Source organism: Comamonas sp. lk (assembly GCF_900564145.1).
In the GTDB taxonomy this organism is placed as follows: Bacteria; Pseudomonadota; Gammaproteobacteria; order Burkholderiales; family Burkholderiaceae_C; genus Comamonas.
On sequence record NZ_UOOB01000002.1, the window covers coordinates 506151 to 530191 of the forward strand.

Genomic DNA, 24041 nt, shown 5'->3' on the forward strand with positions numbered 1-24041 from the left:
TCATTGCAGCTTGGGATTCAGGGCGTCGCGCAGCCAGTCGCCGACGAGGTTCACGGCCAGGGCCAAGGCCAGCAGCACCAGCGAGGGGAACAGCAAAATCCACCATTCGCCGGAGAACAAAAAGCTCTGGCCGATGCGGATCAGCGTACCCAACGAAGGCGAGGTGGGCGGCAGGCCCACACCCAGATAGGACAACGTGGATTCGGCCACGATGGCATGGGCAAAACTGATGGTGGCAATCACCAGAATCGGCGCCAGCAAATTGGGCAGAATGTGTTTGGTCAGAATGGCAGTCTGCGAGCGACCTATCAGCTGAGCCGCCAGCACATAGTCTTTCTGCTTTTCCACCATCACCGCGCCGCGCACGGTGCGCGCGTATTGCACCCAATCCGAGAGACCGATGGCGACAATGATGACGAACACCGCCATATCGTCACGGTAGCCCTCGGGCAGCAGGCCACGCGCAATGCCGAAGATCAGCAGCGCCACCAGGATCACCGGAAAGGTGAGCTGAATGTCGGCGATGCGCATCAAGAGCGTGTCGAACCAGCCGCCGGCATAGCCGGCAATCAGCCCCAGCGGCACGCCGATGACCAGGGACAGCGCCACGGCAGACACGCCGACGAACACCGACATGCGCAGGCCGTAGAGAATGGCGCTGAACAAGTCGCGCCCCTGATCGTCCGCACCCAGCGGGTAGAAGGCCTCACCCAGCCCTTGGCTCCAGGGCGGCGTGAACGCATCCATCAAATCCAGGCTGGCGGGATCGAAAGGGTTTTGCCAAGCCAGCAGCGGCGCAAAAATCGTGGCCAGCACGATCAGCAGCAGCGTGCCGCAGGCCAGTTGCACCAGGCGCGACTTGGCAAAAGCGCGCTTGACCGGCGAATCGCTGGCCTTCCAGCCGCGTGGCAGCGCGGCCACGGGGTCTTGTTTGACTATCTCTGTCATTACCGCGCCCTTATTTCTTGCGTAGGCGGGGGTCCACCAACACGTACAAAAAGTCCACCAGCAGATTGATCACCACGTACAACAGCGCGATGAACATCAGATAGGCAGCGATCAGCGGCACATCCACGCCCTGGATGGAGGAGATGAACAGCAGACCCACGCCAGGCCACTGAAACACGGTTTCGGTGACGATGGCAAACGCGATCAGCGAACCGATCTGCAGGCCGGCAATGGTGATGACGGGAATCAGCGTGTTGCGCAGCGCATGACCGAAGTACAGGTCTTTCTCCTTCAGGCCACGCGCACGGCCGAAGCGTATGTAGTCGGAGCGCAGCACCTCCAGCATCTCGGCCCGCACCAGCCGCATGATCAGCGTCATGTTGTAAAAGCCCAGCGTGATGGCCGGCATGATCAGGGCGGCCAGACCGGATGCGGTCAGCAAGCCGGTTTCCCAGCCGCCGATCTTCACCGTCTCGCCCCGACCAAAGGACGGCAGCCAGCGCAGCTCCACGGCAAACAGGTAAATCAGGCCGATGCCTATCAAAAACGTGGGCAGGGACACGCCGACCAGCGACACCGTCATGATGGCGCGGCTGAAAAAACCGTCCTTGCGCAACGCGGTGTACACGCCCAGCACGATACCTATGGCCAGCGCGAACACGGCCGCGGTCAACGCCAGCTCCAGCGTGGCGGGCAGACGCTCGAAGATGATGTCGGCCACCGGGCGCTTCAGGCGATAGGAAATGCCCAGATCGCCTTGCAACACCTTGCCCACATAGTGCAGATACTGCAGCGGAACGGATTTGTTGAAGCCCAGCTCTTCGGTGAGCGCTTCGCGCTCTTCGAGCGTCGCGTCCTCACCCAGCAGGCTGATGGTGGGATCGCCGATGTGGCGAAACACCATGAAGGAAATAAAAGAGACGGCCAGCAGTACCAGGACTGACTGGCCCAGTCTGCGCAGCAGATGGACCAGCATGGGCGTTTACTTCACGAACTTCACGTCTTTGAACAAGATCGTGTTGTCGGGGTGAACCGGCACATTGATCTTCTTGACCGAGGCAAAGTGGATCACCTGATCGTGCAACGGAATGTAGAAACGCTCTTTCTGCACCACGCCCCAGATCTGCTTGATCGAGGCATCGCGCTTGGCCTTGTCGCTTTCGGAGGAGAGCGAAACAATCTGGGCATCCAGACCGGCATTGCTGTAGTGCGTGGCGTTCTGCGCGCCACGGCCCTCCTTGCCCCGGGTGGCAACCAAAAAGTCGAAGATATAGGCCGAGTCATAAGTGGGCACGCCCCAGCCATAGAGGTAGAGGTCGCTTTCCGCCTTCACGATGGCCACGCTGTGCATGGCGATGGGGCGGGCCGAGACTTCGGTCTTGATACCTACGCGGCCCAGGAAACCGGCCACGGCCGTGCTGATGGCCTCGTCGTTCACATAACGATCATTGGGCGTGTGCAGCGTGATGGTGAAGCCATTGGGATAGCCGGCCTCGGCCAGCAACGCCTTGGCCTTGGCCACATCGGCCTTGGGATAGGCGGCCATGGCCTTGTCATAGCCGTTGACAAAGGACGGAGCCATCACCCCCGAAGGAATGGACAGGCCGCGCATCACCGAACGCCGGATGGCGTCGCGGTCTATGGCCAGCTCCATCGCCTGGCGCACCTTGAGGTCGGCCAGCGGGTTCTTGCCCTTCACATTGCTGCTCTTGAGCTCGGCAGCGCCCACGTTCAGTCCCAGAAAGATGGAGCGGTTTTCCGGCCCTTCGTTGATGCGCAGCTTGCTCTCCTGCTTCAGGCGTGCCACATCCTGGGCGGGAATATCCTGGGCAAAGTCCACTTCACCCGAGAGCAGCGCGGCCACGCGCGTGGCGGGCGACTTGATGGGCAGATAGACCAGCTCGGTCACCTGCAGCGGTGCCACCCCCTTGCCCCAGTAACCGGGGTTGAGCTTCATCACCGTCCTGGAATCCACTTCGCGGCTGGCCAATACATAAGGGCCGGTGCCGTTGGCGGCGCGGGTGGCACCGTTTTCGGTCTTGGTGGTGGCATCCTGCGTGTCCACCGCGCCGTTGTCCCTGGCCCACTTCTCGCTCATGATGAAGAGGTTGGTCAGGTTGTTCGGAAAGATCAGGTTCGGGCCCTTGGTCTTGACCTGCACCGTCAGATCATCCACGGCCTTGATATCTTCCACCGAGGCCAGCAGCGACTTGACCTGTGAATTCGGTCCCTTGGCCCGGTTCAGCGAGAACACCACATCCTTGGCGGTGAACGGCGTGCCGTCATGGAACTTCACGTTGGGGCGCAGCTTGAACTCCCAGACACTGGGATCGCTGGTCATCTTCCACGAGGTGGCCAGCAGCGGCACCAGCTTGCCGTCCGCACTGCGGTTCACCAGCGTCTCGTACATCTGGTGCATCAGCACAAAGTTGGTGCCGGTATTGAACACATGGGGGTCCAGCGTGGTCACGTCAGACGAACGTGCCCAGCGCACGGTTTCGGCCTGGGCCAGGCCCGCAGCAGTCAACAGGCCAGCGGCCAACAGGGCAGTGCCCAGGGTCTTCAAGTTCATGGAGGTCTCCAACAAAGAGGAATCTTCAAACGCCGCGATGGCATCTTGCAAACCTGGCATGTAGTCGTCTTTTTATAACCAGAAGTTTTTTATATCACTTAAATAATTACTAAAAGTTATTTTTAAATGAATGAAACGTGCACTTGGCCCGTCTCAGGCTATAGAGCAAGCAATCGGCGTACCAAATTCCCCGAGAAAGCCAAGGCCCATCTCCAAAGGAAAAAACCGGCGTCCGGCATCCGGAACGCCTTGCCCATCAATGGGCGCGGCCGCTTTGCCGACTCGGCATCCGATGTTTCCCCTGTGAGCACCAAACAACGCCCGCCTTGCCAACAACAGGCTTTGTTTGCAAGACAATGGCTTCCGATACCAACTACCCACGCCGTCTGCGCTCCCGCCATGCACGTCACGCGCCTCATTGCCATCCGCCACGGTGAGACCACCTGGAACGTCGATGGCCGCCTTCAGGGTCACCTGGACGTACCGCTCAACGACATAGGCCTGTGGCAGGCCCAGCAGGCTGCCAAGGCCCTGGCCGATGAAAGCATTGCTGCCATCTACAGCAGCGACTTGCAGCGCGCCTATGTCACGGCGCAGGCCGTGGCCCAGGTCAGCGGAGCACCGTTGACGGCCGATGCCGGCTTGCGCGAGCGCAGCTTTGGCGAGTTTCAAGGCCAGACCTTCAAGCAGATCGAAGTCAGCCATCCCGAGGTTGCCCATCTGTGGCGTACCCGCGATCCACACTTCGCCATGGGCGGCAGCGGCGAATCGCTACTCGCCCTGCGCGAGCGCATTGCGCAGACGGTCAATCGCATCGCCAGCCAGCACGAAGGCGAGCAAATCGTGCTCGTGGCCCATGGCGGCGTGCTGGATATTCTTTATCGGCTGGCGACGCGCCAGGAGTTGCAGGCTCCGCGCAGCTGGGAGCTGGGCAACGCCGCCATCAACCGCCTGCTCTGGACCCCGGAAGGCCTGACTTTGGTAGGCTGGGCCGATACTGCACACCTGAACCAAGGCAGCCGCGATGAAATCCATTCCTGAACACCTTCAAGCCCTAGTGGGCCAGGCCGTCAAGCGCATCGATACCCCGGCGCTGGTGATCGACCTGGACGCCATGGATCGCAATATCGAGCGCATGGCCCGCTTTGCCCAGCAGCACGGCGTGTTCTGGCGTCCTCATGCCAAGCTGCACAAATGCGCCCATATCGCCCTACTGCTGGAGCATGCAGGCGCCTGCGGCCACTGCGTGCAAAAAGTCTCGGAGGCCGAAGCGCTGGCCGAAGGCGGCGTGAACAATATCTTCATCAGCAACGAAGTCATCGCCCCCCTCAAGCTGGCACGCGCTGCCCGCCTAGCCCAGTGGCTGAGCACACGCGGCGGCAGGCTGGCGATTGCCGTGGACGGCATGGAAGGCGTGGCAAGGCTGGCACAGGCCATGAAGGACGCTGGCGCGGCCGAATCGGCCATCGATGTGCTGGTGGAAATCAATGTGGGCCAGAACCGCTGCGGCGCCGAACCCGGTGCAGCCGCCGTGGCGATTGCCCAGGCCATAAAGGCCGAGCCCCAGCTGCACTTTGCAGGCCTGCAGGCCTATCACGGCGGCGCCCAGCATCTGCGCACAGCCCAGGAGCGCAAGGCGGCGATTGCCGAAGTACTCAGACTGGTCAAGCTCTGCAGCCATGAATTCAGCCGCGCCGGCATGGCCATCCCCCTGATTACGGGAGCAGGCACCGGCACCATGGTCAACGAAGCCGGCAGCGGCGTGTATGGCGAGATTCAGCCCGGCTCGTTTCTGTTCATGGATGCTGACTACGCGGCCAATGAACGCGACGCGGCCCAGCCCGTGTTCGAGCATGCGCTGTATGTGAAGACCCAGGTCATGTCGGTCAGCAACGACCATGCCGTCTGCGACGCCGGCCACAAGGCCCACGCCATTGACTCGGGCTTGCCCAGACTGCATGCCCTGGCGGCCGAGCATGCGCTGCGCTTTGCCAACGGCGGCGACGAGCACGGCGTGCTGCACCCGGACAACGCCGCAGGCAATACCAGCGGCTGGCTGCCGGTCCTGGGCGAGACGCTATGGCTGATTCCCGGCCATTGCGACCCTACCGTCAATCTGCACGATTTTCTGATCGGCGTACGCGGCGGGCGCCTCAAAGGCGTGGTCGAGCGCATCTTCAGCGTGGATGGACGCGGCGCGCTGACTTGACACCCGGGTCGGGACATTGATGGCCTTCCTAGATACAACAGGCCTGCCAGGCTGCAGGTAAAAAAGGAGGAGAGCCATCCGCTTGAATGAGCTCTCAAGCATCCTAGTGACACCTTGAAGTGCCTGGCCTCAAGCCGCAATTTTTTGCGGCAACTGGGATTGCAAACGGCGCAATGCTGCGGGGTGCTGAGGCCTCTCAAGGCCCAGGTGCTCGCGCAACGTTCGCCCCTCGTACTCGGTGCGAAACAGGCCGCGACGGCGCAACTCGGGTACCACGAGTTCGATGAAATCATCCAGGCCGCCCGGAAACCAGGGGCCCATGATGTTGAAACCGTCGGCACCACCCTCCTCGAACCACTGCTGCAGCTGGTCTGCAATCGTCTGCGGCGTACCCACAACCTGCTGATGCCCGCGTGCACCGGCAATCTTCAGATACAGCTGGCGAATGCTCAACCCATCGCGACGCGCCAGATCGATCAGCAAGCGTTGACGGCTTTGCGGGCCTTGAGTGGGTGGAAGCTCGGGCAGCGGCCCATCCACCGGGTAGGCCGACAAATCCACCTCGCCCGAGATACCGGCCAGCAGTGAAAGACCCACCACAGGATCGATCAGCGCCTGCAACTGCTCGAACTTCGCATCTGCCTCCTCCTGTGTGCGACCGACGACAGGAAAAATACCCGGCATGATCTTCACATCATCGGCATGGCGCCCATGGTGCTGCACTCTGGACTTGATGTCAGCGTAAAAGCTCTTGGCCTCGTCAAAAGTCTGGTGGGCCACAAAGATGACCTCGGCGGTGCGCGCGGCCAGTTCGCGTCCGTCCTCCGATGCCCCGGCCTGCACCACCACCGGCCTACCCTGAGGAGAGCGCGCCACATTCAGCGGCCCCCTCACTTGAAAATGAGGCCCTTGGTGGTTCAAGGTGTGCAGCTTGTCGGTATCCAGGTAAATGCCTTGGCTTGGGTCACGCACGAATGCATCATCTTCCCAGCTGTCCCACAGCCCCGTCACCACATCGTGGAACTCTTGGGCCCGGCGATAACGATCTGCATGCGCGAACTGAGCCGTGCGACTGAAATTGAGCGCTTCGGCGTTGGTCGCCGAAGTCACCAGATTCCAGCCTGCCCGACCACCGGAAATCTGATCCAGCGAAGCGAATTTTCGTGCCAGGTTGTAGGGTTCGTGATAGCTGGTGGAAGCCGTGGCAATCAGCCCTATGCGTTCAGTCACGGCGGCCAGCGCCGACAGCAGCGTCAGCGGCTCGAACTGATCGCTGCGCGCAGTACGCGACAGCGCCGCCAGGTTTTCGGAGCGCACAGCCACCCCATCGGCCAGAAAGACGGCATCGAATTTGGCGGCCTCGGCTTTTTGCGCCAGCTGTACATAGTGGCGAAAATTGACACCCGCATCGGCCTGTGCCTGTGGATGACGCCAGCCTGCAATATGGTGGCCTGTCTGCATGAGAAACGCACCGAGCTTGATCTGCTTTTTCTTGGTTGTCATTGATGGCTTTCAGTTGGAAGAATGAATACGGAAATCACCAGGCAAAGCGGACAGGCTCGCCGAATGCAAAAGATGGCAAGGGCAGACGCTCGGCCGGCGGCACGTCAGCCGGACCGCGCCTGTCGGGGCCCAGAAAATCAGCGAGAACATCGTCGCGAATGCGGATGAATTCGGGATCGCTGCGATTGCGAGGGTGGGCCAGAGGAACTTCAGCGATGCGCCGGACACGGCCGGGATGCGGCTCCATCACGACCACCCGGTCACCCAGAAACACGGCTTCCTCCACGTCGTGGGTGACCAGCAGCATGGTGATGCCTTCTTTTTGCCAGATCCGCTGCAGCTCGCCCTGCAAACGTGTGCGGGTCAGCGCATCCAGCGCGCCAAACGGTTCGTCCAGCAACAACACCCGAGGGCGATTGACGAGGCCGCGCGCAATTGCCACACGCTGCGCCATGCCGCCGGAGATCTGATGCGGAAAGGATTTCTCGAAGCCTTCAAGCCCGACCAGGGCTACATGCTCTGCAATCAGCTCGCGCTTTTGCGCTGCAGAGAAAGCCGCATTGCGCAGACCCACGCCTATGTTCTGCTCCACCGTGAGCCAAGGGAAAAGACGGTGGTCTTGAAACACGATGCCTCTATCCAGGCTGGCGCCGGTGATGCGCTCGCCGCCCAGTTCGATCTGGCCGTCGTATTGGGTATCGAGCCCCAGCACCAGACGCAGCAGCGTGGACTTGCCGCAGCCGCTGGCCCCCACAATGCTGACGAACTCGCCAGCGGGAATATGCAGATCGATGTCCTTTAACACCTGCAGACTGCCATCCTCGGATTGCCTGCTGTCGAACTGCTTGGATGCGACGTGAATACGCAGATCATCTTCGGTAATCGTTGTGACCATGGTGCTTTGCTTTCTTGAGAATTGAAGCCAATGTCAGCGGCCCAGGCGCCGGGCCAGAGCGCGCTCGAGCACACGAGCGCTGGCATTCATGAGCCAGCCTACGAAGCCGATGGTGAACATGCCGAACAGCACCAGATCCATACGGAAATGCTCGCTGCCTTCGATCAGAAAATTGCCCACGCCACGGCCTGCTACCAGCAGATACTCCGCACCAATAGTGGCCAGCCAGGAATACACCAGCGCCAGATAAAGGCCGGTGAAAATCGACGGCGCCGCCGATGGCAGAACCACATGCCAGATCGTCTGCGCACGCGTGTAGCCATAGACACGTGCGACCTCCAGCAAGTGGAGTGGTGTGTTGCGTATGCCATCTGTCGTGTTGACTACCACCGGCACCAGAGCCGCCAGCGACAGAAACACCACCTTGGCGACATCGCCCAGGCCGAACCAGACCGAAATCAGCGGAATCCAGGCAAACAGCGATATTTGCTTGAAGGTGTTGAAGCTGGGCCCCACCATGCGATTGAAGCGAGGCCACAGGCCCAGCAGCCCGCCCAGAACCAGGCCGCCGGAAGTACCGATCAAAAAACCCGTCAGCTCGCGCAGCAGACTAGCCCTGAGGTTGAGCCACAGTTGCCCGCTGGCAATCAGCTCCCAGCCCGTCTCGAACACCTGGGCGGGAGACACCAGCAGCGCCGAGTTCACCAGCTCCAGCCGCGATGCCAGCGACCACAGCAGCAAGGCTGCAACGGGAACCACCAGGCCGCGCCAGCGTGTGAACCTTGTGTTGCTGCTGCGCGGCTCGGCGGATTCTTCACAGCTGCTGCACTGGACTGCTGACTGCTTGTCGGCAGCAACCGACGGCAGCCGTCCGACCGTCTGCAATGAAGTCAATAGGGTGCTCATAGTGCAATCCTTGAAGTGGCAGGCACGGCGCCATGGCGCGCAGCAATACGCCGCTCGGCGTAGTCCAGAAGACGATCAAAGGCATAACCACCAGCGCCCACGATGATGACTGCCGCCATCACCAGATCGAGCTGGAACAGTTGACGGCCGTAGACGATGAGATAGCCCAGACCTTCGCTGGAGGCGACCAGCTCCACCACCACCAGGGACAGCCAGGCCTTGGTAAATCCCAAACGCAGCGCCGTGAACAAGGTGGGCAAGGCCGTGGGCACCACGATCTCCAGTACCTGCTGGTGCTTCGAGTACCCGTAAACCTGCCCGACTTCGAGCAAGGTGGCGGGTGCCTGGCGAAAACCCTGCAGCGTGCCCAGCGTCACCGGCACCAGCGCAGCCTTGGCGATGAGTATGTATTTCAAGGGTTCGCCAATGCCGACCAGCAACAGCACAAAAGGCATCCAGCCCAGAACGGGGATCTGCACCAGCGCGTTGAAAGTCGGAAGCAAATAGGCTTCCATCGTTTTCGACAAACCCATGGCCGTACCCAGCAACAGCCCCAGCAGGCTGCCTGCCAAAAAGCCCACCAGCACGCGCTGCAGGCTGGCTTGCGCATGCAGCCACAGGTCGCCACTCGTCGCCAGCTCGCACAGCGTCTCCCAGACAAACTGCGGCGGCGGCAACACCTGGGCGGAAATCCACCCCTGGGCGGCACCCACTGCCCACAAGGCAAACAGGGCAAGCGGCAGCCAGAAAGGATCGGCCGCTTGCAACAGGCTTTGCAAGCGCCAGCGGCTATTCACATCCAGCGCTCCAAATGGGGAAGCAAGAGTCTTTGCCATGCTATTCAGCGCTGAGCGACCGGTGTGGAAGCAGAGGACTTTGCCTGGCCCTTGGCGTCAAAGGCCACCCAGCGCTTTTCCAGTCCCTGCTGTTTGAGTGCGGTCTGGAGATAACGCGGCTCAAACCAGCCCTCCAAGGCCACCGGGCGGCGAATCAGTTTGAGCTTGGCAGCATCGCTGGAAACCGCCTTGTAGCGCGCCACGAGGAAATCATCGAGCAGCGGTGAGTTGCGCACGGCCAGCGATTGCCTGTCCAGCTCGGCCTCCCAGGAGGCCACAGGGGTTCCGCTGCGCGCCCAGATCTGGAACAGCTCGACCCGGTTCTTTTCATCCGACGACCAGTTCGCGGCACGGACGAATTGATCCACGACCTTCTGCACCTGCTCCGGGTGCTCTTTTTCGAAATCCTCGCGCACCAGCAGCGAGGCCTGGCGGGTCAGCGCAGGGTCTTGCCCTTGCGTGGAATAGATGACTTTGGCCAGGCCTTTGTCACGCACCTTGAACCACTCATAGCCGCCAAAAGCGGCATCCACGCCGCTGGATACCAGAGCCGCCTGAGAACTTCCGGTATCGAGATTGACCACTTTCAGATCCCGCTCGGACAGCCCCACGCTGCCCAGCGCATTGATGGCGACCAGATGGCCGTTCGTGCCACGGAAGATGGAGACCTTGCGCCCCTTGAGATCCTCGATGCTCTTGAGATCCGACTGCGACGGAGCCACCACATACAGGTTGTTGCGCACCCCGCTGGCCAGCAGCAGCTTGGTTTTCAGTCCGTTGGCGCGGCCCACGATGGAGGGCAGATCGCCCTGGTAGGCAAAGTCGATCTGCTTGTTGGACAGCGCCTCATTCACTGCCGGCCCGGCACCTTTGAAGAACAGCCATTCCACGCGACTGCCCGAATCCTTGAAAGCCTCCTCAAGCCACTGGTTGGCACGCAACACACCACCCGGGGAGCCGCCCCAGGTGACGGGTTCGCCGCCACCGGCGGTAGCCACACCGATGCGGATGACCTGGGGCGGGGCCGCGTAGCTGATGGCGCCGTAAAGCAGACCAAACGCCAGCAAGGCGGTGCGCCGGGCGCGCGTGAAGGTGTGTGTCATATGAATTCCTTGGGGCAAAAGAGTGCCCGGGCCGCACGCGCCATGCGTACGGCCTTCGGCGGGCAATGGGATAGAGCGCCGAAGCGCGTTCAGCGCTTGGCCAGCTTGTCTGCGATGGCTGTGCCGGCGAAGAATTCGGGGTTGGCCTCGGTATAGAAGCGATAAGGGTTTTCGAAGACCAAAGCCCGGAAGTCATCGGCGGTGATCACACCTTGCTCCACCAGGTCCCAGCTCTCGGCCAGCGGCTCGGTCAGATCGGGAACATCCCAGTGCCCGATATCGGAGGACCAGATCGCATTGATTCGGGTCTCCAGCGGGTTCACCTTGGTGTTGAAGGCGGCGGCCACGGTTCGATCATCGGCTTCCGAACCGAAGTAAAACGGTTTGACCCAGCGGTCGCGGATATCAGCCACGCTCTCGATGCCCGCTGCCAGGAAGTCATCGAGCTCATCGCCTTGGGGATCCCTGCTATGCGGCAGCGCCGATGTACCCAGGCTGTCGCGCAGCAGCGTCTGCGGGTTCACAGGCTTGCCCTTGGTCAGATCCGCACCGTACTGCTCGAACAGAGCGGCCAGCAACTCGATGTCGGCCTCGGCCGGGTTGTAGTTCTGCACCGCATGGCGGTTGCGCTTTTCGAAGCGGTCCACCAGATGGGTGAACACATGCGAACCCCAATCTGCACCGCCTTCGAGCAAGGCCACGCGCAGCCCCGGGAAGCGCCGGGTCACGCCGCCAAAGAACAGCGCCTTGGCAAAAGCCTGCGAACCATCGGCAAAGTGACCGATGTGATTGAACATGTAGTTGCTGATCGACTGCCGACCCGTCCAGCCCTGGCTGCCATAGTGCGTGGTCACGGGCACGCCCAACTCAACCACCTTGGCCCAGAAGGGGTCGTAGTCATAAGGGCTGTCTATGCCGTAAAAGTCGGTATAGCTGGCATGACGGGCCACCTCCGGATGCTCTGCCTTGGGATATTTGGCCGCAATGGCGGCAATCGGCCTGCGCACGCCACCGGCGATATTGATGACCTTGAGCCCCAGGGTCTTGACCGCAAACTCCAGTTCCTCAATACCTTCCTGGGGCGTATTCAAGGGAATCCCCGCCACAGGCGTCAGCCGGTGCGCATGCTTGCGGTAGAGGTCGGCATGAAAGTGGTTGATGGCCCGGTGCAAAGGCTGGCGAAACTCATCACCGGCAGCGGCCGGTGCCAGCACATCGTTGGGAAACAGCACCGAATAGTCAGCACCCTGTTCCTGCAGTCGCTCCGCCAACAGATCGGGCAAAGTATAGGTCGCCAGATCCAGCGTGTTGCGCGTGACCCGTGCCCACCAGGGCGAACGCAGGGTGCGATGGTGCTGGCGCTCCTCAGGCGTCTGCTGGTACCAGTCCTTGCCTGCGGCAGAGCGCGTGGCAAAGCGTCCACCCAGCGCCTTTCTCAGGGCATCCACCAGCGCAGAACCGCCGTAATGCTGCACGTAATCCTCCAGCGCGGGCGTGTAGTCATTGACATGCACGTCGGTGTCGACCACGGGGTAATCCAGCCGCGATTTCACGGCAACGGAGCGTGAGGATTCTTTGTTTGGAAGTCGGTTCGTCATGACTGTTTTCCTTCGTGGACTCGTGCAGCCAGAGTACGAAATCACGAGAGAAAACAGAACGAATAAAAAATGCGTTTCTTATTCGTTATTTAGCTTAGATGTTTGCGTCATTCCTCCATGCCAGCAAACATATGCAGGCCTGAAAACCAGCGCCAAAAGAAATGCCAGGCGAGCAGCCTGGCTGGTCTGGCATATGTGAGCTGGCGCAACTTCAGCCTGGGTGAATGCCGTGCATCGGCTTGACATTAAGCTATTAAAACGAGAGCTTACTGCGTTTTATCTTTATCGATTTCAGATGAATTCATCTTTGAAACCCAAACAACAAAAGCGCCAGCCGCTCTGTTTTTTCTAGCTCACAGCGCCTTCAGGCCACCAGCCGTCGGCCCGCTTTTCCATGCGTGGGCAGTCGTAGGCAGCGACCACTGGAATGGCACTGCCATCGGCACGCATCAGTTTTTGCTGCCACTGCACACCCTGGCGCATGGCCACGGCAATGGCGGCTACCTCGGCGCCGCAGCGCTCCAGCAGCTTGATCCCAGAGACCATGGTGGTGCCGCTGCTGACCGCGTCATCGACCACCAGCACGCGCTTGCCCGTGAGCAGCGGCAGCTGGTTGGGGTCCACATACAGCAGCTTGCCCTTGCCCGGCGTGGTGATGGAGCTGACGGGCTCGGCCAGCTCATCGCGATACCAGTATTTGCGCGAATAGCCCAGCGGCACATAGCGGCTGTGGCCCAGCTGCTTGGCCACCAGCGGCGCAAAGGCCAGACCCAGCGTGGGCAGGCCTACGACCACATCAAAAGCGTGTGCACTGGCCGCATCCGCCATATGCAGCGCCAGTTGCTCGACCACGTCGATCGACGCCTGGTTGGCGATCAGCGAGGCCACGCAACGATCCGGGCTGGAAGGCATGCCGCGCAGCGGCAGCAGCAGATAGCGGCCGTCGGGCAGCAGGGCCGGATAGCTGCGGGCATAAGGCGGCAGCAGCGACTGGGCCAGCTCGGCTTCGGTCACCGTGGTTTGCCAGTAGTCGGTGGTGGCGTCAAAGCCGGGCAGATGCTGGCCTGTCAAATCAATGGGATGCATACAAAAACTCAGTCGCGACGCAGATAGGCTTCAGCCAGCTTGACCCAGTAGGAGGCAGTCACCGGCAGCAGGTTGTCGTTGAAGTCATAGGCTGCGTTGTGCACCATGCAGCCGCCCTCTCCCATGCCATTGCCGACAATGAAGTAATTGCCGGGCACGGCGTTGAGCATGATGGCAAAGTCATCGCTGGCCTGCAGCGGCTGCAGATTCGGGATCAGCCAGGCATCGCCCAGAAACTCACGCGCCACGCCCACTGCAAAATCCGTAGCGGCCGCATCATTCATGACGGGCGGGTAACGCCATTTGTATTCCACCTCGGCGGTAGCGCGATGTACGGCGGCCTGGGCGTGGGCCATGGCGGTGATGCGTTCACGCAGCAGTTCGCGCACGCCGGGATCGCGGGCGCGGATGGTGATGCGCAGCTCGCAGGTTTCGGGAATCACATTGGGCGCATCGCCGGCATGGATGGCTCCGATGCTGACCACGGCCATGTCATTGGGGTCGATCTCGCGCGAGCGTATGGTTTGCAGCGCCAGCACCAGATGCGAGGCCACCACAATCGGGTCCACCGCCACATGGGGCATGGCACCGTGGCCGCCTTTGCCGCGAATGGTGATGATGGCCGTGTCCGAGCTGGAATACATCACGCCAGCGCGAAAACCGAACTGGCCCGCAGGGTAACCGGGCTCGTTGTGAAAAGCGTAGAGCGCGTCGCAGGGGAAGAGATCAAACAGGCCTTGATCGACCATCTTCTGAGCGCCGCCATGGCCTTCTTCGGCGGGCTGAAAAATCAGATTCAGCGTGCCATTGAGCTGGTCCTTGTGCCGCGCCAGCACCTGGGCGGCCGCCAGCAGCGTGGCCGTGTGGCCGTCATGGCCGCAGGCGTGCATCTTGCCCTCATGCCGGCTGGCATAGGGCAGGCCGGTGGTCTCGCGGATAGGCAGCGCATCCATGTCGGCGCGCAGGCCCAGGCGCTTGCCTGAGGATTGACCATTCGCATGATCGCCGCAGCACAGCGTGCCGACCACGCCGGTATCGCCCAAGCCGCGATGCACCTCGTAGCCCCATTCAGCCAGCTTGGCGGCCACGATGTCGCCCGTTCGGTGCTCCTCATAGGCCAGCTCGGGGTGGGCGTGCAGATCGTGGCGCAGGGCCAGCATGACAGGCGCAATGGCCGCCACCTCGGGCAAGACCGGCGGGTGGATTTCGGCGTGAACCAGGTTGAGCGGTGCAGTCATGGCTTATTCCGCCTGGATATGTGCAGACTTGACGATCTGGGCATAGCCCTGCTTTTCTTTTTGCAGAAACTGGGCAAAGCTGGCCGGCGTGCCAGAACCCGGCGTGGCGCCGCCGTCTTCCAGGCGCTTTCTCACTTCGGGCAGCCTGAGCACGGCATCCAGCTCGGAGGCCAGACGCGTCACCACCGCTGGCGGCGTCTTGCTCGGGGCAAACAGTCCGGTCCAGGTATTGAGGTCAAAGCCTTTGAGCTCGGGGGTCTCGCCAAACGTGGGCACCTGGGGAATGGCCTCTATGCGCTTGGCCGAGGTCACGCCCAGGCCTTCCAGCTTTTTCTGCTGGATCATGGGGGTGGCGCTGGTGGTCACCAGCATGCCCACGTCAACCTGGCCGCCCATCACATCGCTGGTGATCTGGGCGCCGCCACGGTAGGGCACGTGCACCAGCTTGACCTTGGCGTGCTCCTGCAGCATTTCCATGGACAGATGCAGCATGGTGCCCACACCCGAGGTGGCATAGGTCAGGCTGCCGGGCTTGGAGCGGGCCAGAGCAATCAGCTCGCTCAGATTGTGCGCGGGCAGACCCGGACGGGCCACGGCCACCACGGGGGCGATGGTGACCAGCCCCACGGGAATCAGATCTCGCTCGGCGTCATACCTCACGGCGGAATTCACCAGTTGGGCAATGCTGATGGGGCCGTCAAAACCCATAAGCAAGGTGTAGCCGTCGGCCGGTGATTTCACGGCCTTGCTCACACCCAGCACACCGCCGGCACCAGGCACGTTGTCGACCACCACGGCTTGCTTGAGTCGCTCACCCAGCTTCTGGCCGATCAGACGGGCCGTGGTGTCCACATTGCCACCGGCGCTGAAGGGCACGATCAGGGTGATGGGCTTGGAGGCCGGCCATGCATCTGGAGCAGCCAGGGCGACAGGAGCGGACAGGGTGGCGGCCACCATCAAGGCGGAGCTGGCGACAAAAGTGCGACGTGAAGTGAGCATGGGCTGGCAGCGTGATAGCGGAGTCGGAGACGAAGGTGCAAGCGTCACAGTGCGCACCATCGCTATGGTGCCTCTGCAGCTTGCAGCTGAATGCACAGCCGGGAAGACAGTCCACTGCGTATTGCAGCGATCTCCCGGCCTATGGGCCTGGCTGCGATTATCCCAGCGCACCGAACCGCAATACATAAAAGGAACTACTTAGCAAGCGTAGTTCACCTTAGACAAATGGGTCAGTCTTTGGCATTGGGGAATATGCGGGGCGGGCGCGGTATGGCGACTGATGAGAATCAACAGCCATGCTCACACCCAGTCAAGTCATTGTTCTCGCCACACCGGTGTTCTTCGGGCTGATCGCCATCGAATGGTGGATCAGCCTGCGACGTGGGCGCAATGCCTATGCCCTGGCCGATGCCATCAGCTCGCTCAACCTGGGCGTGCTGAGCCAGACCAGCGCCGTCTTCACCAAGCTGCTGACTCTGGGCATTTACACCGCCATCGCCAGCCATGCGGCCCTGTGGATCAATGATGCCTTCTGGCTGAGTCTGCCCGGCTGGCTGCTGGCTCTGGTGTTCTACGATTTTTGCTATTACTGGCTGCACCGCATGGGCCATGAGGTCGGCGCGCTCTGGGCGGCACACGCCGTGCACCACCAGAGCCAGGCCTACAACCTCTCCACCGCCCTGCGCCAGACCAGCTCCGGCGCCCTGCTGGGCTGGATTTTCTATCTGCCCATGGCACTGGCCGGCGTGCCGCCTCTGGTGTTTGCCGTGGTCGGCCTCATCGATCTGCTCTACCAATTCTGGGTGCATACCGAGCAGGTCAAAAAGCTGGGCTGGTTTGACCGCTGGTTCTGCTCACCCAGCAATCACCGCGTGCACCATGCCGTCAACGACCGATATCTGGACCGAAACTACGGCGGCATCTTCATCTTCTGGGACCGGCTGTTTGGCACTTTCAAGGCAGAAGACGAGCGCGAGCCCTGCGTCTACGGCACGCGCGGTCTGCTCAACAGCTGGGACCCGCTGTGGGCCAATACCACCGTGTACCGCCAGCTGGCCCATGACAGCTGGCACGCAAGAAACTGGGCGGACAAGCTCCGGATCTGGCTCAAGCCGCCGGGCTGGCGGCCGGCCGATGTAGCTCAGCGCTTTCCCAAGCCGGCCTTTGATCTGGACGCCCACCGCACACTCTTCGCTCCCGCCATGAGCCAACGGCTGCGCTGGTTTGCCAGCCTGCAGTTTGTCGTCCTGGTGGCCGGCACCTCGTTTTTTCTCTGGAATGCGGACCAGTCGCCACTGGCCAACAATCTGATCTGGTTTGGCGTGCTGCTGACCAGCCAGTGGGCGCTTGGCGCCGTCATGCAGGCACGCATAGGCGCATGGATGGCGTTGATGCTGCAATCGGGCGCTCTGGCCACCGCCACGGCAGCCCTGGGCTGGCAGGAATGGCACTGGCTGTTCAAACCGGCGACCATGGTTTTTACTATTTTTTATGTAGCTACATACGCTGAATTCGAAAAGGGAACAGCACAAAAACATTCCAAATCTGCAAAGCACTGGCTGCTGGCAGCACTGGCGCTCTCCATGCTGGGCGATGTCTTTCTGATGCTGGATGGGCTGTTCATTCCGGGGCTGGTGAGCTTTTTACTTGCCCATCTTTGCTACATCGCCTTGTTCAAGCAAAACGCCCCATGGTTTGCCAACCGCAGGGCGATGGTTTTGATTGGACTCATCGCCCTGACCATGTACGGCTATCTATGGCAAGGCGGCCTGCCCGCCGAACTGCGCATTCCCGTGCTGGCCTATGTCGGCGTGATAGCCACCATGGCAGCCCAGGCCTGGGGCTGCTACCGGGTGCAGCCAAATCGCGGCACTTTGCTGGTCGCCCTGGGAGCCAGTTTTTTCATGCTCAGCGACTCGATTCTGGCCATCAACCGCTTTGTGCAGCCCCTGCCCTGGTCTGCCATCTGGGTGCTCAGCAGCTACTACCTGGCTCAGGCTTTGATTGTGCAAGGCAGCTTGAAAAGGCGCGACTCGACCTCATCCAGTGAAGAAGCGGGCAGCATATCGACGGGCATGGCATCCCCCTCGGGTTTGACCTGATACCGGTAGCGAGGCGATAATTAGCGCTTCGCAATTCAAGGAGTCCCTACGTGGACAGTGCCAGTTCAACCAGTGATTTAACGCAAGCCGCAATGGCTGCGCTGCTGGCCGTCTGACAGACTCCCCCGGACCGGGAGCCTGCACCGGCAGCCCCGCTCCCTTGCCCTGCGATTTTTCGCAAATCCCCTGTTTTTCTCCACAGAGATGCCTGCGCCTTGCTGCGCAGAATTGCCATCGCTGCGGCAGCCATGGTGTGCTCCTCGCATCTGAAGCGCACAGAAAAACCGATGCGGCTTTGCCATTTCACTGAGATTTTTAGCGCCGATGTCTGAGCCTCGCCTTGTTGTGCGTGGAACACGACCGCGCTGAAACGTTTGCGCTGCATTGCCATTGGGTCACTCCCCCAGCCTCAGCCAGGAGAACGCCATGACCTATCGCATCGCCCATTCGCTACGCCAGCTGTTGCCCCGTTTGAGCACCGCCGGCAAGCCGCATCGCAGGGATGAGGCCAGCCGCTGCGCGACAAGCGCCGCCGCCCCAGACCTTTGCATAGACAGCCTGTGCTCGACCCAGGTGCTTGATGCGCAAACCAGCTGGCCCACGCACCGCATTCGCAGCTTTTTGAGCGCCAAGCACCGCTGAGCGCTGCACGCTTTGTGCAGCGGCTTATTCCCCTCTTGAAAGGAACAGGTATGGACCCCGATCCGAGTCGATCTAGCGGCGCGCCCGTGATGGCGCGTACTCCCGCCTGCGTGTTCACCTTTGGGCGTCACGCAGCTCTCCCCCCTGCAACCCGCAGCGATCACAGCAACTGATGCGTCACGCCAGGTGCTGAACTCCTGCGGCTGCGCCCCAAGGAGTTCACCCCATGCAAGCCCTGCATTTTCTGAACCGGCACCAACACACCACCTCGGCTCCCATAGGCAGCAACGCCACCCACCACAGCCTGCATTACGCTCTCAGCACCGCGCTTGCCGAGCGCCGCACCGACGTGCTGCGGCATCTGGCACAGCGCCATGACAGCGCCCTGATGGCCCAGGCACTGATTTGCCTGAATTCGCGCCAGCGTGCCGATCTGCTTTCGCTACTCAATCCAGAGCAGCGTCTCAGCATCCATGCAGAATTGCCACGCCATGCTCAAAAACAGTGGAATTTGACGCAGCGCTGCCAACAGCCTGCGCGGCGTCGGCTTTTTCAGCGTTTCATGAAGCAATGGCGTCATCCGCTGTCATGGCTGCGCCCACGCTTGACGCACCATGCAGACAACTGAGAGGAAGCGGCCATGCGAATTCTCAAAAACCTGTTTCACGCTTTCCTGCGCAGCCGTCGCTTTGCCGGCCTGTTTGAACGCCATCTCATGCCTGGGCGCGGGCCGCTGCCCGACGAAAGCATCCCCCAGGAACTGAACAGGGGGCTACAACATGCCGCGCAAAGCGATGCCGCTCAGTTGCTGACACAGCTGGACAGCAGCACCAAGGGGCTGACCCATTCACAGGCCCAATACCTGCTCTCACAGCTAGGGCCCAATGAGGTCGCGCACGAAAAACCGCTACCCGCCTGGCTGCACCTGTGGCATTGCTACAAGAATCCGTTCAATCTGCTGCTGACGGTGCTGGCCATCGTGTCCTATGTCACAGAAGACGAAAAAGCCACCGTCGTCATAGGCTCCATGGTGCTGCTGTCCACCTTGCTGCGCTTTGTCCAGGAAGGAAAATCCAACCGGGCGGCCGCGCGCCTGCAGGCCTTGGTCAGCAACAAAGCCACGGTGCGGCGCAGAGCCGACGATCCGGCAACACCTGCGGTCTTTCAGGACAGCGGCCTGAACCCGGATGCCCAGACTCACGAGATCCCGCTGCGCGATATGGTTCCGGGTGATGTGGTGGTGCTGTCTGCCGGCGACATGATTCCCGCCGACTGCCGTGTGCTGAGTGCCAAGGATCTTTTTGTCAGCCAGGCCGCCATGACCGGCGAATCGCTGCCCGTAGAGAAATTCGCGACAGTGGGCGACTCAGGGCAAGCAGCGTCGGTGCTGGAAGCCGGCAATCTGCTCTTCATGGGTAGCAATGTGGTGTCTGGCGCGGCCACCGCCTTGGTGATTGCCACCGGCAATCACACCTACTTTGGAACTTTAGCCACGCGCGTCACGCACAGCGACCGTGCACCGACCGCATTCGAAAAAGGTGTCAACAGCGTCAGCTGGCTGCTGATCCGCTTTGCAGCCGTCATGGTCCCCGTGGTGCTGTTCATCAACGGCTATACCAAGGGCGATTGGGGCGAGGCCTTTTTGTTTGCCCTGTCGGTTGCCGTGGGCCTGACGCCCGAGATGCTGCCCATGATTGTGACAACCACCCTGGCCAAGGGCGCCGTGGCTTTATCTCGGCAGAAAGTGGTGGTCAAGCGGCTGGATGCCATTCAGAATTTTGGCGCCATGGACGTGCTTTGCACCGACAAGACCGGAACCCTGACCCAGGACAGGATCGCACTGGAGCGCCATACCGATGTACTGGGACAACCCAGCGACGAGGTGCTGCAGTTCGCCTATCTGAACAGCTACTACCAGACCGGCCTGAAAAACCTGCTGGATCACGCCGTGCTGGAACATGTGGAGCTGCAGCCACAGCTGCATGTCAGCGAAGACTATCGCAAGGTGGACGAGATACCGTTTGACTTTCAGCGCAGACGCATGTCCGTGGTCGTGGCCGAACGCAACCACCACCATGAACTGATCTGCAAGGGTGCAGTCGAGGAAATTCTGCAGGTGTGCACGCGGCTGCGCCAGGGTGATGCACTGCTGGAGCTGACTCCGGAGCGTCGCAGCCAGGTGCTCGCCGTGACCGAGGGACTGAACCACGAAGGGCTGCGTGTGGTGGCCGTGGCCATGAAGGAAGTGCCGCCCGACAAAAACACCTATGGCATTGGCGACGAGGCAGAACTCACCTTGATCGGCTATGTGGCTTTTCTGGACCCCCCCAAGGAATCCACCCCTGCGGCCATTGCCGCGCTGCTGCAGCACGGCGTGGCCGTGAAGGTTCTCACCGGCGACAACGAACTGGTGGCCCGCAAGGTATGCCGCGATGTGGGCCTGCAAGTGGATTCCGTCCTGTTGGGCAGCACCATCGAGGCCATGGATGAGGCCACGCTTCGCAGCGTGGTGGATCAACAGGTCTTGTTTGCCAAACTCACGCCGCTGCACAAGGAACGCATCGTGCAGGCTCTGCGCGCCAACGGCCACATCACGGGATTCATGGGCGATGGCATCAACGACGCGCCCGCCCTGCGTGCGGCCGATATCGGCATCAGCGTGGACAGCGCCGTGGATATTGCCAAGGAGGCCGCCGACATCATCTTGCTGGAAAAAAGCCTGCTGGTGCTGGAGCAAGGCGTGGTGGAAGGACGGCGCACCTTCAGCAACATGCTCAAGTACATACGCATGACGGCCAGCTCCAATTTCGGCAATGTGTTCTCGGTGCTGATCGCCTCGGCCTTCATTCCGTTCCTGCCCATGCTGCCCATGCAGCTGCTGATGCAAAACCTGCTCTATGACATCTCGCAGATTGCCATCCCTTTTGACCATGTAGACGAGGAACTCGTTGCCAGGCCCTTGCACTGGAACCCGCAGGACTTGGGTCGCTTCATGATGTTCTTTGGCCCGATCAGCTCGCTGTTTGATGTGACTACTTTCGCCCTGATGTGGTGGGTCTTTCATGCCAACACGCCAGAGCAGCAAACCCTGTTCCAGTCGGGATGGTTCGTGGTGGGTTTGCTGACGCAGACACTGATCGTGCACATGATCCGCACGCCCAAGATTGCATTTGTGCAAAGCCGTGCCTCCTGGCCGCTGCTGATCATGACGGGCGTCATCATGGCCATAGGCATTTTTCTTCCCATGGGTCCTCTGGCCAGCTACTTCAAGCTCCAGACCCTGCCCGCCAGCTACTTTCTATGGCTGCTGGTCATCCTGCTGGCCTATGCTGCTCTCACCACTTTGGCCAAGCGTTACTACATCCGCCGCTTTGGCTGGCAATAAGCAACACACGACATCTCATGCAATCTCTACAAAGCTTTCAGTTGGCGGCCACCATGAACACGGTGCTGTGCCTGTTCGTCGCCTTTGTCTGCGGCGGCATCATTGGCCTGGAGCGCCAGATACGCCAGCGCACCGCCGGTCTTAGAACCAACACCCTGGTGGCCCTGGGCGCAGCCGTATTTGTCGATCTGGCCATGCGCCTCGCGGGTGCGGAGGGTGCCACCCGCGTGATCTCCTATGTGGTCTCCGGTGTGGGCTTTCTGGGCGCGGGCGCCATCATGAAGGAAGGCGCCAACATCACGGGGCTGAACACTGCCGCCACGCTATGGGGTTCGGCCGCCGTAGGTGCCTGCGCCGGTTCGGGCCTGCTGCCCGAGGCCGGCATCGCCACCTTGTTCGTTCTGGCCAGCAACACCTTGCTGCGCCCGGTGGTCAACTACATCAACCGCCACCCGGTGGCCGAGCATGCTGGCGAAGCCACTTACTATTTTTATGCAATTTGCCAGCAAGACGCTCAGGCGGATGTGCGCGAACAGATTCAGGAGCTGCTGGAGGCGGCCAACTATCCGGTGCGCACGGTGGAAAAGCACGACATCCAGCCCAACAAAACAGAAATCGAGGCCGAACTGTTTGCCACGGCTGTCCATGCACAGGAGCTGGATCAGGTCATCACCCAGATTGAAGCCCTGCCCGGCGTGCTGCAAGCGTTCTGGAGCGCAGGTCCGCAAAACAATTGACTCCCTTAGCCGCTGACGCGGCTTTCCCTATGGGACGGCGACTTCGCTGCGAATCGACTCTGATATGGGGCGCGCCAGTTTGAGCGCTTATGTCGATGCATCGTCGCCCGGCGCAGGCAGGCCCAGGTGCAGATAGGCGGCCTTGGTCGCCATGCGCCCGCGCGGCGTGCGCTGCAAAAAGCCCTGCTGAATCAGATAGGGCTCAATCACATCCTCAATGGTGCCGGACTCCTCACCAATGCTGGCGGCGATATTGTCCAGCCCCACCGGTCCGCCATCAAAGCGATGCACCACGGCTTCGAGCAGCTTTCTGTCCATCACATCAAAGCCTTGCGGGTCCACGTCCAGCATGGCCAGGGCCAGGTCTGCAATCTCGCGGGTGATGCGGCCATCGCTTTTGACATCGGCATAGTCGCGCACGCGGCGCAGCAGGCGGTTGGCAATACGCGGCGTGCCGCGCGAGCGGCGGGCGATTTCAAAACAGCCTTCGTCGTCAATCGGTGCCTTGAGCAGGCCGGCGCTGCGGCGCACGATGCGCGACAGCTCCTCGGAGGTGTAGAACTCCAGCCGCGCCACGATGCCGAAGCGGTCGCGCAGCGGATTGGTCAACATGCCGGCCCGCGTGGTGGCCCCCACCAGCGTGAAAGGCTGCAGATCGAGCTTGATGGAACGCGCCGCCGGACCTTCGCCAATCATGATGTCGATCTGGTAGTCCTCCAGCGCCGGGTAGAGGATTTCCTCGACCACGGGGCTCAAGCGGTGGATTTCATCGATGAACAGCACATCGTTGGCCTCCAGATTGGTCAGCAGTGCTGCCAGATCCTTGGGTTTTTCCAGCACCGGGCCGCTGGTCTGGCGCAGATTCACGCCCAGCTCGGCCGCAATGATGTGGCTCAGCGTGGTCTTGCCCAGCCCTGGCGGGCCGAACAGCAGCACATGGTCCAGCGCTTCGCTGCGCTTTTTGGCAGCGCCGATAAAGATTTCCAGCTGCTCGCGGGCCTTGGTCTGGCCCACGTATTCATCGAGCAGCTTGGGGCGCAGAGCGCGTTCCAGCGCTTCCTCGCCCACGGACGAATGCCCAGCCGACACCATGCGCGGCGCAGCGGCTGATGGGTCGCCGGCCTCGCCACGTGCCTTGCGTGCGGGTTGTCCAGGGGCGGGGCTGGCCGCAAATTCGTCCACATGAATCGTCATGCCGCAGATTGTGCCCTAAGCGGGCATTACCACTGATTAAAAATACAGGTAGCAACCAAAACCCACAGTTGCCTGACCCTGGATCGTC

The 24041-nt window shown here is 61.2% G+C and carries 21 protein-coding genes; 7 read left to right on the plus strand and 14 right to left on the minus strand.

The genetic code is table 11. From position 1 onward, the window contains the following. From EAO39_RS21105 to EAO39_RS21115, 3 genes are read right to left on the minus strand one after another with little or no spacing between them, the layout of a single operon-like run. Complete coding sequence (locus EAO39_RS21105) at positions 1–948, minus strand: ABC transporter permease (protein ID WP_120971636.1); 948 nt, start codon at positions 946–948, stop codon at positions 1–3. 10 nt (positions 949–958) lie between these two features. Then, positions 959–1924, minus strand: a complete 966-nt coding sequence (locus tag EAO39_RS21110) for an ABC transporter permease (RefSeq protein ID WP_120971637.1) — start codon at positions 1922–1924, stop codon at positions 959–961. A 6-nt stretch (positions 1925–1930) separates the two neighbouring features. Continuing rightward, positions 1931–3520 (minus strand): ABC transporter substrate-binding protein, encoded by a 1590-nt coding sequence (locus EAO39_RS21115; protein ID WP_120971918.1) that lies wholly within the window; start codon positions 3518–3520, stop codon positions 1931–1933. 399 nt (positions 3521–3919) lie between these two features. Here EAO39_RS21115 and EAO39_RS21120 point away from each other — a divergent pair, with 399 nt between their 5' ends. Together EAO39_RS21120 and EAO39_RS21125 are read left to right on the plus strand one after the other, a co-directional pair. Continuing rightward, positions 3920–4561 carry a histidine phosphatase family protein gene (locus EAO39_RS21120; protein ID WP_120971638.1) on the plus strand — a complete coding sequence of 214 codons (642 nt, stop codon included), beginning with the start codon at positions 3920–3922 and terminating at the stop codon, positions 4559–4561. After that, entirely contained in the window at positions 4545–5729 is a 1185-nt protein-coding gene (locus EAO39_RS21125) for a DSD1 family PLP-dependent enzyme (protein ID WP_120971639.1), read from the plus strand. Before EAO39_RS21120 ends, EAO39_RS21125 begins: the two co-directional genes overlap by 17 nt. Before the next feature lie 129 nt (positions 5730–5858). Here the strand turns inward: EAO39_RS21125 and EAO39_RS21130 are convergent, their stop codons facing one another. The 9 genes from EAO39_RS21130 to EAO39_RS21170 form a co-directional block, all read right to left on the minus strand. Next, positions 5859–7232 (minus strand): LLM class flavin-dependent oxidoreductase, encoded by a 1374-nt coding sequence (locus tag EAO39_RS21130; RefSeq protein ID WP_120971640.1) that lies wholly within the window; start codon positions 7230–7232, stop codon positions 5859–5861. A 34-nt stretch (positions 7233–7266) separates the two neighbouring features. Beyond that, positions 7267–8127 (minus strand): ABC transporter ATP-binding protein, encoded by an 861-nt coding sequence (locus EAO39_RS21135; RefSeq protein WP_120971641.1) that lies wholly within the window; start codon positions 8125–8127, stop codon positions 7267–7269. A gap of 33 nt (positions 8128–8160) precedes the next feature. Beyond that, complete coding sequence (locus tag EAO39_RS21140) at positions 8161–9033, minus strand: ABC transporter permease (RefSeq protein WP_120971642.1); 873 nt, start codon at positions 9031–9033, stop codon at positions 8161–8163. After that, positions 9030–9869, minus strand: a complete 840-nt coding sequence (locus EAO39_RS21145; RefSeq protein ID WP_120971643.1) for an ABC transporter permease — start codon at positions 9867–9869, stop codon at positions 9030–9032. The genes EAO39_RS21140 and EAO39_RS21145 overlap by 4 nt, the downstream gene beginning before the upstream one ends. A 5-nt stretch (positions 9870–9874) precedes the next feature. Further along, positions 9875–10972, minus strand: a complete 1098-nt coding sequence (locus tag EAO39_RS21150; RefSeq protein WP_120971644.1) for an ABC transporter substrate-binding protein — start codon at positions 10970–10972, stop codon at positions 9875–9877. Between the two features lie 89 nt (positions 10973–11061). Then, positions 11062–12570: an amidohydrolase family protein gene (locus tag EAO39_RS21155; RefSeq protein ID WP_120971645.1), complete on the minus strand. Its 1509-nt coding sequence runs from the start codon at positions 12568–12570 to the stop codon at positions 11062–11064. Positions 12571–12918: 348 nt separating this feature from the next. Further along, positions 12919–13656: a phosphoribosyltransferase gene (locus tag EAO39_RS21160; RefSeq protein ID WP_120971646.1), complete on the minus strand. Its 738-nt coding sequence runs from the start codon at positions 13654–13656 to the stop codon at positions 12919–12921. Between the two features lie 8 nt (positions 13657–13664). After that, entirely contained in the window at positions 13665–14894 is a 1230-nt protein-coding gene (locus tag EAO39_RS21165) for a M20 aminoacylase family protein (protein ID WP_120971647.1), read from the minus strand. A 3-nt stretch (positions 14895–14897) separates the two neighbouring features. Beyond that, on the minus strand, positions 14898–15893 hold the full coding sequence (locus EAO39_RS21170; RefSeq protein ID WP_120971648.1) for a tripartite tricarboxylate transporter substrate binding protein: 996 nt from the start codon (positions 15891–15893) through the stop codon (positions 14898–14900). A 296-nt stretch (positions 15894–16189) separates the two neighbouring features. Here EAO39_RS21170 and EAO39_RS21175 point away from each other — a divergent pair, with 296 nt between their 5' ends. Next, entirely contained in the window at positions 16190–17995 is a 1806-nt protein-coding gene (locus tag EAO39_RS21175) for a lysoplasmalogenase family protein (protein WP_120971649.1), read from the plus strand. Between the two features lie 46 nt (positions 17996–18041). Here the strand turns inward: EAO39_RS21175 and EAO39_RS21180 are convergent, their stop codons facing one another. Beyond that, entirely contained in the window at positions 18042–18386 is a 345-nt protein-coding gene (locus tag EAO39_RS21180) for a hypothetical protein (RefSeq protein ID WP_120971650.1), read from the minus strand. A 35-nt stretch (positions 18387–18421) separates the two neighbouring features. Between EAO39_RS21180 and EAO39_RS21185 the strand changes: the two genes are divergently transcribed. From EAO39_RS21185 to EAO39_RS21200, 4 genes are all read left to right on the plus strand, one after another. Next, complete coding sequence (locus tag EAO39_RS21185; protein ID WP_120971651.1) at positions 18422–18637, plus strand: hypothetical protein; 216 nt, start codon at positions 18422–18424, stop codon at positions 18635–18637. A 226-nt stretch (positions 18638–18863) separates the two neighbouring features. Next, positions 18864–19265, plus strand: a complete 402-nt coding sequence (locus tag EAO39_RS21190) for a hypothetical protein (RefSeq protein ID WP_120971652.1) — start codon at positions 18864–18866, stop codon at positions 19263–19265. Positions 19266–19277: 12 nt separating this feature from the next. Next, entirely contained in the window at positions 19278–22022 is a 2745-nt protein-coding gene (mgtA, locus tag EAO39_RS21195; protein ID WP_120971653.1) for a magnesium-translocating P-type ATPase, read from the plus strand. Positions 22023–22039: 17 nt separating this feature from the next. Continuing rightward, on the plus strand, positions 22040–22759 hold the full coding sequence (locus EAO39_RS21200) for an MgtC/SapB family protein (RefSeq protein WP_120971654.1): 720 nt from the start codon (positions 22040–22042) through the stop codon (positions 22757–22759). 87 nt (positions 22760–22846) lie between these two features. On the opposite strand, the gene ruvB is transcribed toward EAO39_RS21200, so the two are convergent. After that, positions 22847–23953, minus strand: coding sequence for a Holliday junction branch migration DNA helicase RuvB (gene ruvB / locus EAO39_RS21205; RefSeq protein ID WP_120971655.1), 1107 nt, complete (start codon positions 23951–23953; stop codon positions 22847–22849). Positions 23954–24041: the final 88 nt, after the last annotated feature.

Bases quoted from the DNA above. Each gene is read 5' to 3' on its own strand.
- EAO39_RS21105 (WP_120971636.1), bottom strand. From the start codon at position 948: ATGACAGAGATAGTCAAACAAGACCCCGTGGCCGCGCTGCCACGCGGC.
- EAO39_RS21110 (WP_120971637.1), bottom strand. From the start codon at position 1,924: ATGCTGGTCCATCTGCTGCGCAGACTGGGCCAGTCAGTCCTGGTACTG.
- EAO39_RS21115 (WP_120971918.1), bottom strand. From the start codon at position 3,520: ATGAACTTGAAGACCCTGGGCACTGCCCTGTTGGCCGCTGGCCTGTTG.
- EAO39_RS21120 (WP_120971638.1), top strand. From the start codon at position 3,920: ATGCACGTCACGCGCCTCATTGCCATCCGCCACGGTGAGACCACCTGG.
- EAO39_RS21125 (WP_120971639.1), top strand. From the start codon at position 4,545: ATGAAATCCATTCCTGAACACCTTCAAGCCCTAGTGGGCCAGGCCGTC.
- EAO39_RS21130 (WP_120971640.1), bottom strand. From the start codon at position 7,232: ATGACAACCAAGAAAAAGCAGATCAAGCTCGGTGCGTTTCTCATGCAG.
- EAO39_RS21135 (WP_120971641.1), bottom strand. From the start codon at position 8,127: ATGGTCACAACGATTACCGAAGATGATCTGCGTATTCACGTCGCATCC.
- EAO39_RS21140 (WP_120971642.1), bottom strand. From the start codon at position 9,033: ATGAGCACCCTATTGACTTCATTGCAGACGGTCGGACGGCTGCCGTCG.
- EAO39_RS21145 (WP_120971643.1), bottom strand. From the start codon at position 9,869: ATGGCAAAGACTCTTGCTTCCCCATTTGGAGCGCTGGATGTGAATAGC.
- EAO39_RS21150 (WP_120971644.1), bottom strand. From the start codon at position 10,972: ATGACACACACCTTCACGCGCGCCCGGCGCACCGCCTTGCTGGCGTTT.
- EAO39_RS21155 (WP_120971645.1), bottom strand. From the start codon at position 12,570: ATGACGAACCGACTTCCAAACAAAGAATCCTCACGCTCCGTTGCCGTG.
- EAO39_RS21160 (WP_120971646.1), bottom strand. From the start codon at position 13,656: ATGCATCCCATTGATTTGACAGGCCAGCATCTGCCCGGCTTTGACGCC.
- EAO39_RS21165 (WP_120971647.1), bottom strand. From the start codon at position 14,894: ATGACTGCACCGCTCAACCTGGTTCACGCCGAAATCCACCCGCCGGTC.
- EAO39_RS21170 (WP_120971648.1), bottom strand. From the start codon at position 15,893: ATGCTCACTTCACGTCGCACTTTTGTCGCCAGCTCCGCCTTGATGGTG.
- EAO39_RS21175 (WP_120971649.1), top strand. From the start codon at position 16,190: ATGCTCACACCCAGTCAAGTCATTGTTCTCGCCACACCGGTGTTCTTC.
- EAO39_RS21180 (WP_120971650.1), bottom strand. From the start codon at position 18,386: ATGGCAATGCAGCGCAAACGTTTCAGCGCGGTCGTGTTCCACGCACAA.
- EAO39_RS21185 (WP_120971651.1), top strand. From the start codon at position 18,422: ATGACCTATCGCATCGCCCATTCGCTACGCCAGCTGTTGCCCCGTTTG.
- EAO39_RS21190 (WP_120971652.1), top strand. From the start codon at position 18,864: ATGCAAGCCCTGCATTTTCTGAACCGGCACCAACACACCACCTCGGCT.
- mgtA (WP_120971653.1), top strand. From the start codon at position 19,278: ATGCGAATTCTCAAAAACCTGTTTCACGCTTTCCTGCGCAGCCGTCGC.
- EAO39_RS21200 (WP_120971654.1), top strand. From the start codon at position 22,040: ATGCAATCTCTACAAAGCTTTCAGTTGGCGGCCACCATGAACACGGTG.
- ruvB (WP_120971655.1), bottom strand. From the start codon at position 23,953: ATGACGATTCATGTGGACGAATTTGCGGCCAGCCCCGCCCCTGGACAA.